6 protein-coding genes are annotated in these 13,746 nt (G+C 58.2%); 3 read left to right on the top strand and 3 right to left on the bottom strand.

Features of this window, described 5'->3' with window-relative positions; translation table 11 throughout:
• Positions 1-2,998: 2,998 nt before the first annotated feature.
• Both EHH60_RS38905 and EHH60_RS34325 read left to right on the top strand, forming a co-directional pair.
• Entirely contained in the window at positions 2,999-3,406 is a 408-nt protein-coding gene (locus EHH60_RS38905; RefSeq protein WP_424578361.1) for a DUF7694 domain-containing protein, read from the top strand.
• A 679-nt stretch (positions 3,407-4,085) separates the two neighbouring features.
• Positions 4,086-4,916, top strand: coding sequence for a YopT-type cysteine protease domain-containing protein (locus tag EHH60_RS34325; protein WP_124163643.1), 831 nt, complete (start codon positions 4,086-4,088; stop codon positions 4,914-4,916).
• A gap of 1,412 nt (positions 4,917-6,328) precedes the next feature.
• Here EHH60_RS34325 and EHH60_RS34320 read toward each other — a convergent pair.
• The 3 genes from EHH60_RS34320 to EHH60_RS34310 all read right to left on the bottom strand — a co-directional run bounded on the left by EHH60_RS34320 (position 6,329) and on the right by EHH60_RS34310 (position 10,674).
• Positions 6,329-7,879 (bottom strand): acyl-CoA dehydrogenase family protein, encoded by a 1,551-nt coding sequence (locus EHH60_RS34320; RefSeq protein ID WP_158626804.1) that lies wholly within the window; start codon positions 7,877-7,879, stop codon positions 6,329-6,331.
• 755 nt (positions 7,880-8,634) lie between these two features.
• Positions 8,635-10,275, bottom strand: a complete 1,641-nt coding sequence (groL, locus tag EHH60_RS34315) for a chaperonin GroEL (RefSeq protein ID WP_124163641.1) — start codon at positions 10,273-10,275, stop codon at positions 8,635-8,637.
• An 84-nt stretch (positions 10,276-10,359) separates the two neighbouring features.
• Complete coding sequence (locus EHH60_RS34310) at positions 10,360-10,674, bottom strand: co-chaperone GroES (protein WP_074448393.1); 315 nt, start codon at positions 10,672-10,674, stop codon at positions 10,360-10,362.
• Between the two features lie 1,044 nt (positions 10,675-11,718).
• Here EHH60_RS34310 and EHH60_RS34300 point away from each other — a divergent pair.
• Positions 11,719-12,366: an FkbM family methyltransferase gene (locus EHH60_RS34300; protein WP_124163670.1), complete on the top strand. Its 648-nt coding sequence runs from the start codon at positions 11,719-11,721 to the stop codon at positions 12,364-12,366.
• Positions 12,367-13,746: the final 1,380 nt, after the last annotated feature.

Below are 13,746 nucleotides of genomic sequence, written 5' to 3'. Positions count from 1 at the left end.
GTTCGTCATTTGTCCAGGAGGACAGGAACGACACCTTGCATACCGGCAGAGCCTTACGAAAGAGGGGAGTTAGTAGCAGCTGCGCCGACGCACCAGATGAAGGTCTTGGAGTTGCTGTGATTGTGCAGCCAGTGCATGCCTCGATGCCTCGAGGATTGCTTGAGTCTGCTTGACATGACCTGAGGTGCTATGGTCAGCCTAATCGCCGGCCGGTGAGTGACGGCGGACTCGCCACGATGCCGGCTCGACGCGGCCCTGGCCAGCTGTGGCGAAGCATACATATTAGGGAGGCCAGATGTGCTTCTCTCGTTGTTGATGATGCATTCGGCCTGGCAAGAGCGACCATGATGGCGCGCTGAGGCAATGTTTGGTGTCATCGCGCTTCTGCTCCACTTTATGTGAAGAGGTTGGGGGGTATCTCTGTGAGGTAGGTTTCGTCTTGCGTCGGGTCAGCCGAGTCTGAGTTGATCGGAGTCGGCCGCGCAGACCTCCTAACGCGCGATTACGTACAGCAGAAAGAGGAATAGCATTCGATGAATCGCGGGCAGGCTCGCATCTGGATGATGTTAGGCTCTCTATTCGGTCGTCCCGGGCGATTGTAGATGTTTGAGGCATTTCCAATGCTCGTGAACTATCAGTAATCGACTGATTGTCAGAGGTGATCCACACCTGTCCAGAATCCTACAATCTAACGCAGCGTGCGATTCAAGTCTTTTGGTGGGAGCAATGGTCTGAAGCTGTCGGTGACTGTGCATTCTTCGTACGAGCATCGTCTGCAATGCGCATTCAGCCGTTTCTGAATGGTTGCTGTGGACTGGGGACTGACTGCTTCGGCAGCCGGAGCCACGAGCGTCGCTCCTACGTGATTATACGGAGCGTCAGTGTCGCAATTCGTTGATCTACGGATTGCATGCTCTCGGCATGAATCCGAAAAGTAAACTGTACCAGCCCGATCACTGGCGAGGCCGCGCGGAAGCAACGCGAAAGAAAGCGGCAGCGCTCATCGACGGAAAAGCCAAAGACAGGCTGCTTAAGATTGCCCTGGAGTACGACAAGTTAGCGTGGCGTGCACACGTGTGGCAGATGCGCAAGAATGAGGACGATACGTAGCCTGAGCAAGAGCTGTAAAGCGTCGCTACGGTCCATAAGGCCTCAGCCTGTCGATCTCTACCCGACCCATTGGCTAGGTAGATATCGCTCAGCAAGCAAGTCAATGCCGCCTGTACGGAGCGTTGAGAGAGCCAGAAGGCAAGACGCCTGACCGTCCTATGCCACACGCACGGGGCCCGAGCCAGCCGCCTGCCCAACGTTCCCTTAGGTCACCTTGTTTCGTCAGCTTCTCGAAAGCTAACTTTCACATAAGGGGAATACTGGCACTAGTCCTCACTTGCAGTCGATCCGTCGCGCCTCACTTGGAAGCCCGGATGCCACTCGCCGCGGACGGGTTGAGCTGCTACAGGTCAATTTGGCACTTCGTCGCGCGGCAGCGGCACATCAGTGTCGCTAATTCGAGGCATCTGGGTCATGCGTCGACATTTCCTTCCGCCGGAGCAGCGCATTGTATATCCCGGTAGGAGCGCGAAGCGCCTTGGCATCAGTTTGTTCGCAGCCGTGGCGGCCCGCGGTTGCGAGAGGCGCCAGAAGTCCATCGCGCGGTTGCCATGCGCGAGAGTGTTTCAGAAGAACGCTGCGATGACTAAGTAGATCCCGGCCCAAAGCAGCGCATTTATGAGGAGTGCGGCCAGAGGCCACAAGTTCCACCTTTTCTGGGCTCGCCGGGAGGGACGATCGGTGCCGCAATGCTTGATCGTTGGGCGCTTTGTTGCGCGCCAATGAGTCATTTCATTACGCTGAGCGCCGGTGAACAGAAAAATGCCAAGCTTTGCATGACTCCTATCACTCATAAGTTAGCAGTCCTCTTTTCATGGGGCATCAGAACCGATGTTCGTTGCGGCGACGATTCGGCCGATTCATTGCTCGTGCATCCTCGCTACAGCGAGGTCGCGTTCTGTCAGCACAGCAAGCGACATGCCACGAGGTAGAACTGTCTGCAGCGCGTTTGATGCGGTGGGTTGGTGACACGGAGCCGTTGCGCGGCGTCTGAGTCGCGACATTCATGTCGGAAACAACACCCTGATTAACGGCAAAGGGTGAGCGGTTCGCGAGCGCCATGCCGTAGACAACGCGTTAGGAGCTGCATCTTAGTGATGCGGAAAATCGGGCAACATTCGCAGTTGCAGTCGATGAAATCGACTAATCATTGTTTCTGACCGTTAGCTTACGACCAAGATAGCAGGCGATCCGCCGGATGGTCCATTTGGAAGAACGGAGCATGCCGGCGTCCGCGGCTATGTGTATGCCGATTTGGAAGCCATAAAGCTGAACCATTTTCACATAAACGGCGCATTGGGCCTGTTCAGCCTTGGCGAGGAGGCCGTCGAGTGATCAAGTACTCTCTCTCGCGAAGCAGCAATGTAACTCCGATCTATCTGGTGCCACTACTGGTTTCGCGAGCATCATGAGCTCTAGATGTTTCGCCAACACGGCAGCGTGCCATGATGAAGACCAATTCATTGAAGACGAGGTGACGCGTCAGAGTCGCCGATTTCTTCTGCTCATGCGGGATGTGCGCTCTGCCGGCGATGAGCAGTGAATACTGCCTGGCACGGATGACAAACTGTTTCGCCTCGGAGAGACTTAATGATGGACTTACATAAGTAGCGCCAGGTGCAATCGGCGGCTCAATTCGCCCGACGCGCAATTAGTGGTACCGCTCATGCTCAGGCGACCGGCGGCCCGAGGGCGAAGTACGTCTTAGAGCAATAATCAGAGGAGAGTGAGTGATGATAGACATCTACGGCTTTCGCGGATGGCGCGCTGTAGATTGGTTTAGGAACGCTGGGCCGAGGACCGAGCAGGTTGACTTGTTACGAGACAGCGTCATCTACGTAGACGTCAGGGCTATCCGAGAAGAAAAGGAGCGGGCGTGCGACCGCAGATGATAGACAAGCTGGAGGCCGGCCGCGTGCAACACGGCCGGTTCGCTACTGCTCCAGGGTCAGGCCCTTCCGGTCTGTTCCTTGTGCAGGGGCCTTGTGGGTGTGAACTTAAGATAAGTGCGTTTGTCCGTCCCGGTTGGGAGCATGTCGCTGTTTCGACCCCGCGGCGTTGTCCGAATTGGGACGAGATGTGCTTTGTGAAAGACTTGTTCTGGGATGAAGAAGAGTGCGTCATGCAACTGCATCCGCCACATTCGAGGTACGTGAATAACAGCCGATATTGCCTTCACTTGTGGAGACCCACTTATCGAGACATCCCGATGCCGTCCCCGAGCTTCGTAGGCGTCGTTGGATTAAGTCCCTCCGATGCGGCAACGTTGTTCGCGCAAATGAGCGCGACAGCATGACGGGCTGAGCTAACAAAATGCGAGCAGAAGGTGAGGTCGAGCGGGCGCACAAGCACCGGTTCGGCTTCCCGATATGACGTGTCACATGCGGGTGTATGTCGGGCTCGCTCGACTGTTGCAGTGTTTAGGCGGGCTGAACCTGAAATGCCGCCGTCCGAGCGGCTAACGGCACACTGATGGGCGTGAGAAATGTCTGCGCCAGTTCTTGTAGAGTGAACAAGATCGTAATTTGTATTCAAACCGGGTTTCGGATCTGTGCTGAAGGTACGTCAGCGGCAACAACAGCATCTCACTCGCCGATGGCCGATCACGGGGACGTGAATTGCGCACTGTTGGAGGCGTAGTTGTGCGACCGAGCGGCGCAACACGATAAAGGTGAGATCGACCACCAAACCGACGGTCGCGCTGTCCAGCGTAGCCATCATCCTGACGGCATCTGCAATTCCAAGCGCGCCCTCCGTAGTGTGCAAGAGTAACTAGCCGTTCGGCCACTACCTCACACCTGCAGCCCCGCTCGTGAGTGGCACTGTCGTGCAACCAATTGGCCGCCGCGGCCGTAGCTTCCCCAGGCTTGTTGGTGGTCAGCTCTTCGTCAGTTTGCTGCGATATCATCCGCAGCAAGATGTAAGCAGCGCGCTCTCCCTGAGGACGCGTGCGCCGAAGAAGCAGGTGAACCAGGATGTATAATCGACTCGATGGCCAATACACACGCGCTGATCAAGCCGACGGATCGATCAGGCCCGCAGATAGTACCGAATTTGCGCAAACACTCACTGAAGTCGCGCGACGAGAGAGCCTGCCGTCGGGCGAATTGATCGACAGGATGGGGCTCTGCTTCAGCAAGCCACATACCTCAGATTCAATCGTTTATAGTCCAAGCAACTCGCGCCACAGCTCTCTGTCCTCCAGCTCGGAGTTATCCTCTGCCGATAGCCCTGTCCGCGCTCTATTCGATTACAGGACTGCTGAATTGCCCGAAGCCAATGTCAACGGAATCTGTGTTGGATTGGTAGCGGAGTGGCTCCTTAATCTCCCAAGCAGCCCGTCATCCCGAATGAGGGCTCTGCTCCCGGACACTGAAAAGCACCGCTCAGCGGCAAGTCGGCAGGAACAGTACGAAGAGCTCAAGGCTCAATTGAAAACCGGTGGCGCGGAAGGGTCTCACAACCTCCAGGCAAAAAACACAACGTTACGCGACGCTGGCTTAGAGCCGTCTGCTGAAGAGACGCGATATAGGTTTGATACATCTTCGTGCATTGACCAGATCGTGAAGGAGCTCACCCAGGATGCGTCCATGTATTTGGTCAGCTTGCGTTTCGCCGCAGGTGGCGCCCACATGATTGCGACAGTGACCTCGAATGGAACGACGACCCTTTTTGATCCTAACTATGGGGAATTTTCTGTTCCTTCAGATGAGGTCGGAGAGTTATTCAAGAGTCTTGCGGAGCGCTACAGGAGCCCCCCGAACAAAATGTACATATCGACTGTCGTCACACAAAGGGTGACGTGAGGACTTCCTAGGTTGCAACGGACCTTACCCGATGCCCCCGCGCGGAACCTACTCGGTCGGTGCGGGACAGCCGCGTCCCTAGATGGTGCAGTCGACGCGGTTCTTCGGATGTTGGATCGGTGCTCTCGACGGAAGCTCCTGGAAGTAGTGCAGAGAGGGGAGAATGTTCAGCCGATATAGGTCGTCCGATCACTCAGGTTCGTGAGCCAGCGTCCTCGCCGCCTCAAAGCCCTTGCACTCGAGCACGATCGAGGGCCCGTTAGACTAACTTCCTCGTGTGGGTTCCGATGCCCGACCCCAATCGCGCTCAGGGCTAAGGTCGGTGACCAGGCATCCACAGAGCCGGCACAAGCTGTAGTTCGACTGCTTCGGAATTCTCGCCAGTCCTTCTGTACTGATTCGCCAACCAAATAGCTGCAGCCGCCGACAACTGCATGCAGTCGCACCGGCGTCCAAACCGAGTCCTCACTCGCCACGAGCTCCGGCGCCTTGTCGCGTCGCCGCACTTCCCGTATCGTCCGGCTTTGGTGAAACCCCCAGCCACGAACTAGCTCGGTGACAACACTATGCAGTTCCGAGCCTCACGGTCGAGATTTTCCGCCGAGCTGGATTACAAAGTCGTTGAGGAGTGACTTGTCGAATAATGCGAGGTGAGATCCTTCTCCTGGACGGAGCGAGCGCATGCGGGCATTGAGCTTGATCTGGAAGACGGCCGCCCCGTAGTGCGGATCTGATCCAGTCTCACGCCGGAAACAGCGCGGGGCGACTCGGCCCTGGCCGGACTGGATGGATCAGATCTTCTCTCTGCCACGCCCGCACCACTGGTTGAAGTTAGCAGAAACGTGACTCGGCGCCAAAATCCCCACGCATACTCGGGGCAAGCGCTGTCCCTACCACGTGCTGCTAACTTCAACATCGATGTAGATGGGCGAGCTTTCCGAAACCTGACGAACCCGACGCCATGCATCAAGCGAAAGCGGCCTGTGCGGGGAGGCCCTCCCGTCTTGAGCCCCGCCACCCGCCTAGCGGAAGTTTGACTTAAAAGTATCGTTGACTACAGACGCAAGCTCCTCCTTTAAGAGGTCGTGAAAACTCGCATATGCCATGTGCCAGCGAGAAGGTGGCAGCAGGACGCTTAAAACACACCACGCCTATCGATGTTTGCAGCGCGGGGCGAATCGAGGCGGCCCACCCTTCTCGGGCGCCAGCCCCGATCGGGGAGCGGTATCGGGTGCTCTTTAACGCGAAAGCCTTCGCTGCCGCGGCGTGCCGCCAGGAATGAGAAGGTTAGGCCTTCACAGCAGCGCGTGCCGCATGTAGACGTGAGAGTTGTCACGGACCTTTCCGCTTGCGGAAGTTGCGCGTCGCGCGCGGCACCACGGCGTGGAAGGACGTCGGACATGCGGGAGATGTCAGACATACTGCAGCAATTTAAGGTAGTCGTCTGTGAAGACAGGGGAGCGAATAGAGCAAGCCGCGTCGTGAAGAAAGGTGGCGAGTGTCCGATTAGCCCGACTGCGAGTTTCGACAGAGTGTCGTGCCGGCATGCGAGTGCGGAGAGATGCCAGTTCAGAACTGACCAGGTCAGCCGCCGCCGCGGCGCAATCTGAGGCTGAGAAGCAATCAGCAGACATGACAGCTTTTGCCAGTCCCAATGTGGTGAGCCAACCCGCATAGATCAGCACGGCACCGTCAGTCTCATTCAGCCCGGAGAGCTCGTCAATTGCAGCAGCATGGACTGATGCCGCCCCAACCGACCGAAACAGATCGGCTATCTCGTCGCGCGTGGCTTTAGAGAGGAGGCAACGGCCGAGATGCGATAGGAGCGTCTCAGTCGGACCTTCGAAGATGCGGAGGATGCGAGCGTCTCGGTAGATTTTGGCCAAAGGCGTTCCCTCATCGTAGCCGCGGCCGCCTAACAGCTGGACGCATTGATCGGCGACAAGGCCGCACCACTCTGAGGACAAAACCTTCGTCGCCGACGCAAGGTGGACGTTCGGCGCACCGTGCGCTGAAACAAGTCGGCAGGATGCTGCTAGCATCGCCTTCACTACTTCCCGCCGCAGCACCATCTGTCCAAATAGCTGCTCAATGTAACTGTTTTCGATCATGCGCAGTTTACCAAGCCGACGCTGGCCTGCATAAGAGGCGGCTACCTGGATAGCGCGCTCAAGGGCTCCAAGACCCATAGCAGCCACACCGATGCGGCCGCGGTTCATACTAGATGCCGCCGCACCCCAGCCGTCTTGATGGCGAGAGAGCACGTAAGAACGGGGCATCTCGACGTCCTGGAACTCCAGGGTATTCTGAATGATGCCACGTAGGCCGAGTGTACGATGCTCGTGCGTGACCTTTAGGCCTGGAGCCTGTCTGTCAACGAGTACACCAACCAGCCGACCTTTCGCATCGGGTCCCGACGCGCGCGCAAAGCAAACGATCCAGCGAGCCCAGTCAGCAAGGCCGATCCAGATTTTGCGGCCAGAGATACGCACTTTATCTTCGTGCATGAAAGCCGCAGACTTTATATGTCTCGGGGCAGAACCAGCTCCAGGCTCCGTCAAAGCGAAAGCGCAGAGATCGCCGCTTGTTGCACCCCGAATGATATGGGCTTGTGCGGGTATGTGCGGTGCCGCTTCGATGCAGGGCAAAGCTAAGAAGTTATGGATAACGAGGGTCGACGCAGCGGAGACATCGAACGATGCCGTGGCGGAGGTGAGGTCGATGGCCTCTTGCAAAGAGAGAGCTAACCCGCCGTGCTCTCTTGGTGCGGTGAGCCCGAACAGTCCATGCCTTGCCAAGATGCTGTGTAGGGTCGGAGGGAAAGCTCGGCGGTCATCCGCGTCTGCGAAATTCAGCTGACTGAGCTCAGCGATGAAACTGGAGTATCGTGCAGTTGCATGCCCTTCAGCTAAGCGTTCCTGCGTCTCGGCGAATTGGGCGTAAGCTTGGGTGTGCATGGCCATAAAGACCACAATGATCCTGACCGCGTTTCGTGCCAATTCATCCGAGCGGCTACCTTGGCCAGACATTGGTATAGTGTGGATGCAGGCGCAGTATAGGCACATTGCCGAGGGCCGGAGTGTCTTGCGGCCGCCCCGCCGGCGAGTTCTTTTGGAAAGCACCCCACCGTTGCCATCGGATTCCCTATAGATTGGACGCAAAGCAAGCCTTGGGACTTTAGTGTGCGATCATTCTAAAGCATGTCCTGCCCCGAGCTCCGCAGCAGGGGAGTTGAGGGGAGCCCCGTCCGCGAGGACCAAATGAGGCGCAGAATAATCGGCGCACTTTCCGCAAAATACTTGTGATTTTTGAGAATGTTCTCCGGGTTCAAACAAGCCCTTAGGCCAAAAGATGTAAGTGCGCAAACGTCACGAAAGGCATTTCGTCGCTTCCAGTTACGCGACAGGTAAAGAAAGTGGGCAAGGAGGTCGAAAGCGGGCAGGCGGCGCCGGGTCTACCGCACGGCAAGGGTCCGAACATTTGGATGAGCAGACGCAGCTTCGTGAGTCAAAATAGCCGGCTCCATCGTCGTACCGGACGCGGTACTGTCGTCGCGAAGCACATGAAATTTGAGTCGGGGTCCTGCCGCTGCGCACATTGGATAGGCCGATGGGCCGGACCTTCGGGGGCTGGCAACGGGCTACCTGCCGCTCGATGCAAAAAAAACCTGACAATATTGCCAGGGTTTCGCATGTCATCGAGAACTTGAGAAGGTGGATCAGAAGTCCATGCCGCCCATGCCGCCGCCCGGAGGCATCGCGGGGCCAGCGCCGCCCTTCTTGGGCAGCTCGGCAACCATCGCTTCCGTTGTGATCAGCAGCCCGGCCACCGAGGAGGCGTTCTGGACCGCGATGCGCACGACCTTGGCCGGGTCAATGATGCCTTTGGAGAGGAGGTTGCCGTACTCGCCTGTCTGCGCATCGAAGCCAAAAGAGTACTGCTCGTTATCGAGCACCTTGCCGACCACGATCGAACCGTCTTCGCCGGCATTGATCGCGATCTGGCGGGCCGGCCAAGACAGTGCTTTGCGCACGATCTCGACGCCGGTCTTCTGGTCGTCGTTCTTGGTGCGCAGGCCCTTGAGCTGCTCGGAGGCACGGAGCAAGGCGACGCCGCCGCCCGGAACGATGCCTTCCTCGACCGCGGCGCGGGTCGCATGCATCGCGTCATCAATGCGATCCTTGCGCTCCTTCACCTCGACCTCGGTCGCGCCGCCGACGCGGATCACCGCGACGCCCCCCGCGAGCTTGGCGAGACGCTCCTGGAGCTTCTCACGGTCGTAGTCCGAGGTGGTCTCCTCGATCTGCGCCTTGATCTGGGCCACGCGCGCCTCGATGTCGGCCTTCTGGCCGGCGCCGTTGACGATCGTGGTGTTCTCCTTGTCGATCATCAACTTCTTGGCGCGACCGAGCATGTTGAGCGTGACGTTCTCGAGCTTGATGCCGAGGTCTTCCGAGATCGCCTGGCCGCCGGTCAGGATCGCGATGTCCTGCAGCATGGCCTTGCGGCGATCGCCGAAGCCCGGAGCCTTGACGGCCGCGACCTTCAGGCCGCCGCGCAGACGGTTCACGACCAGGGTCGCGAGCGCTTCGCCCTCGACGTCCTCGGCGACGATGACCAGCGGCTTGCCGGTCTGCACCACGGCCTCGAGCAGCGGCAGCAGCTCGTTCAGCGAGGAGAGCTTCTTCTCGTTGATGAGGATGTAGGCGTCGTCCATCTCAACGCGCATCTTGTCGGCGTTGGTGACGAAGTAGGGCGAGATGTAGCCGCGGTCGAACTGCATGCCCTCGACCACATCGAGCTCGGTCTCGAGCGACTTGGCTTCCTCGACGGTGATGACGCCCTCGTTGCCGACCTTCTTCATGGCGTCGGCGAGGAACTTGCCGATCTCGGCATCGCCGTTGGCCGAGATGGTGCCGACCTGGGCGATCTCGTCGTTCGAGGTGACCTTCTTCGAGTTCTTCTCGAGGTCGGCCACGACGGCTTCGACCGCGAGGTCGATACCGCGCTTGAGGTCCATCGGGTTCATGCCGGCGGCGACCGACTTGGCGCCTTCACGCACGATTGCGGCGGCCAGGACGGTCGCGGTGGTGGTGCCGTCGCCGGCAGCATCCGCAGCTTTCGAAGCCACTTCGCGCACCATCTGGGCGCCCATGTTCTCGAACTTGTCGTCGAGTTCGATGTCCTTGGCAACGGCAACGCCGTCCTTGGTAATACGTGGCGCGCCAAACGACTTGTCGAGCACGACGTTGCGGCCCTTTGGACCAAGCGTAACCTGTACGGCGTTGGCGAGAATGTCGACGCCGCGCAGCATACGATCTCTCGCATCTACTCCGAACTTCACGTCTTTGACTGACATAGAGAATTCCCTCAGTTCCGTTTAATTCATCCTTCAGCGCCCCGGTGGGCTCTCCTCAGGAGGGTGAGCTGTGCGAGCCCAGGATTAGGCGACTTTCTTCTTGGAGAACACATCGGTGAGAACGCCCATAATGTCGCTCTCCTTCATGATCAACAGGTCTTGCCCATCGATCTTGACCTCGGTGCCGGACCATTTGCCAAACAGCACCCGCTCACCGACTTCGATGTCGATCGGAATTAGCTTGCCGGCCTCATCGCGGCCGCCCGGCCCAACTGCAATGACTTCGCCCTGGGAGGGCTTTTCCTTGGCAGTGTCGGGAATGATGATGCCGCCAGCGGTCTTCTCTTCGGCGTCGATGCGCTTGACCACGACGCGGTCGTGAAGCGGACGGAAAGTCATAGAGGTCTCCTGAGCGTTTGAACAGTTGAAGTTAGGCACAATGTGACAAGTAGACTGTAGCAAGAGTCAGGCCAGAAATGCGCTGAGCGATCTATCCTTCTAGTTCTGCAAAAGCATTGCCCGGGCAGCGTGTGTGTTTGTCCGGAAGCAAACCCGCTGAGGTGCACAGCCCGCCCGGCTGTTGTGAAAATGACATTGCGCTCCTTCGAAACACCCGCAGAGAGCCCCGGGACACTTCAACGTTGCTCAGGCGGCGGTTGCACTGATCGAGAGGCCTCGGGTTTCGACGACGTCGGGATTGCACATGATTACCTGACGGTACAATCTAGTAGTGTGGCCGGCGAAGCGTGCGGTCTACAAGCTTTATCGAAGAGCGGCTCGCAAAATTTTCCGTACTCGTGCATGCGAATATGTATGCAACGATCTCGAGAAAATCGGGTGCTGTTCTTGTAAGAGGTGGCGTGCTCCAAGGCAGGTCACCATCGAATTGTATCGGATTGCCCGTGTCCAACCGTGGCAGGGCGCTCAAAGCCTACCGAATTGACCCTGGTCATTCGTCCGCCGACAGCACTTGAAGAAAGTTGCACGCGCCACGAAAGCTTGATTGCGCCGAGCGATGCGTGCGTCGGGGCTTTCGCCGACTTCGTTCCTCGCCCACGAGCCCGAGGGAAAGACCGCCGGGAGCTACTGGCAGCGAATCTGAGATGGCGGCCATCAGTCGGCCGAGCACATTCTGCGCAATTGGTATCCATATCTGACAGGTGACGCTCAAACGAGGGCGCTCTTTCGGCAACTCGAAAGAGCTAAGAGGACGATCTGGCTCACTGAGGCCGCACTTTCCAACAATAGGTTCGAGAACTGCATCGCGAGGGATAGCCTCTCCGGTTGATGCCGATGGCATCCAAACAGCTGTCGTGGATCAAGAGGACTGGCGGATAAATGAATCTTATACCTTGATATACGTTGTGCGGCGGCTTCCGGCGTGTGAAGGCGGATTTGAAGTCGAAATTTCACCAGATCTCCGCGCACCATGGAAAAGCAGCTGTGTCGTCCGTAGAAGTACATCAGCACATCGTCTCACTTCTTCAGAAGCCGAACCCAGTCATCCTGGATATCGGCTGCAATGACGGGGCTGATACGCAAAAGTTCCTAGAACTGTGCCCGCAACCCCAGCTCTACTGCTTTGAGCCGGATCCTCGAGCGATCGCGCGCTTCAAGAAGAAGCTTGGCTCATCCCTCAATAGGGTGAAGCTGTTTGAAATCGCCATCAGTGATCGAAACGGAACGATCGACTTCCATCCAAGCAATGCAGATGGCGATGCGAAAGATTGGGACCTATCCGGTTCAATACGCCGTCCAAAGAACCATCTTACCGAGTACGATTGGGTCCGCTTTGATCACCCTGTCTCGGTTGAGACACGGCGGCTGGACGACTGGTGCAGCGAAGCCAAGCTGGACGGAGTCGATTTTATCTGGATGGACGTTCAGGGAGCCGAGGCCGACGTTATCGCCGGCGGTATGCGGACCTTGAGCAACACGCGCTTCATCTACACCGAATATAGTGACCGCGAGCTCTATGAAGGGCAGTTGTCCCTGCAAGCCATTCTTAACTTGTTGCCATCATTTGAAGTGGCGGCTCACTATCCGCGCGCAGTGGAAGGTGATGTATTGCTCAAAAATACGCGTGCCTAGCGGCTACTCATATCGAGCGTCTCATTCATGGCCTAGCCAGCGGCCTCTATGCTGGCCACAGCTGCACAACGGTGATCATCAAGGCGAGCGGCTATCGCGAGCCGGACAGCCAGTGCGGCTGCGGTTGCCATTGGGCCGGCGTGCACGGCCGATCCATCGGGAGCGGCCAGCGCCATCGCAGTCCTCGGGTCCACGCGGTCCTGAGGAAGGCAGGGCCGTGGGGCTACCGTGGCGATCGAACGGCCGATGTAGCAGAACGGCGCTCGCGCGCTCATGGCCTCTACCACCGACACTCGCCAGGATCTAACGCCGGTCACGCCGAATCTGATCGCACGGCTTCACCGGCGCAGAAAACCGGGTCCGGCTTGCCGATATCACTCCATCCAAACGGCATAGGGCTGGCTGTATTGGAGGGCGCCAGGGATCTCTTCAGCCGCAAGATAGCCGGCCGGGCGAACGCGACCTTATGCGGGCCGAGCGTCTCTTCCGCGCCGTCGGTGCCGAGTCGCCAGCAGCGGGCAAGAGCGGATTGATCGAATTTCGGGGGTGTACAGTACGCTTTAGATTAAGGTCGCACGGCCGTTGCCAGCGCTGGCGTGCCGCATCGATGAGCCGCAAGGGTGAGTGCTAGGATAGTGCGCCACGGAGAGCTTCTTCCGCACCGTGCGCCGCAAGCGGCAAGTAAGCAACCAGTGCGAGAGTCGAGCCCGCTTGCGCGGGTGGTTTGGAGAGTTCGTGAGTTGAACGGCGAGCCGTTGCGCAGAAAGTTCAGGTGTATCCTGCCCGGCAACGTCAATGATCGGACAGGGGCCAAGAGGCTTATGAGGGCTCGTATGTTTGGACAACGAATGGGTAGTCCGGGATATGGAGCGGGGTCAAAGGGGGAGAGCCAAGCGGTGTCTTTGTTCACATTGAAACAAGGGGCCATGTCCTCAGCGGCAGACCACATCATCACGCAAGTGCGGTAATCCGTTGGCGTGGCGTGTGGCTTGCCCGTGCGTGCCCCACTTTATGGGAAGCCCGGTTGTATTGCACTTCCGAGCAGGGCGCGGCCAGCGCTCTGGAGCGTTCCCTCGTTTAAAGCTGCGTGCTAGGCAACCACGAAGCTGTCGCACATGGCCCGTGCTAGATTGCTGGTGCTATAGAGCGCCTCAGTTCCAGCAAGACCGCTCGCAATCCTGCACACCTCAGCCCCCTGCCGCGCTGCGTTCGTCGCGGCGAGCCGCATTAGCGTCGTGGTGCCAAGATTTACCGTACGCATACCACGAGGACCGCCTGATTGACGCATGCGCGCGGGTACAGTTAGTTCTATGATCGGCGGGGTGAAGGTCAGGCGGCTTGCTGATCGGTGGGATTGGCTTGGCGCAGGAGCTTCCATTC

The organism is Bradyrhizobium sp. RP6 (genome assembly GCF_003837805.1).
Classification (GTDB): Bacteria; Pseudomonadota; Alphaproteobacteria; order Rhizobiales; family Xanthobacteraceae; genus Bradyrhizobium.
This window is presented reverse-complemented; position numbering and strand designations above follow the sequence as displayed.

What these genes read in the sequence shown, in the direction of transcription:
- EHH60_RS34325 (WP_124163643.1), top strand. Translation starts at nt 4,086, where the DNA reads ATGTATAATCGACTCGATGGCCAATACACACGCGCTGATCAAGCCGAC.
- groL (WP_124163641.1), bottom strand. Translation starts at nt 10,275, where the DNA reads ATGTCAGTCAAAGACGTGAAGTTCGGAGTAGATGCGAGAGATCGTATG.
- EHH60_RS34310 (WP_074448393.1), bottom strand. Translation starts at nt 10,674, where the DNA reads ATGACTTTCCGTCCGCTTCACGACCGCGTCGTGGTCAAGCGCATCGAC.
- EHH60_RS34320 (WP_158626804.1), bottom strand. Translation starts at nt 7,879, where the DNA reads ATGGCCATGCACACCCAAGCTTACGCCCAATTCGCCGAGACGCAGGAA.
- EHH60_RS38905 (WP_424578361.1), top strand. Translation starts at nt 2,999, where the DNA reads ATGATAGACAAGCTGGAGGCCGGCCGCGTGCAACACGGCCGGTTCGCT.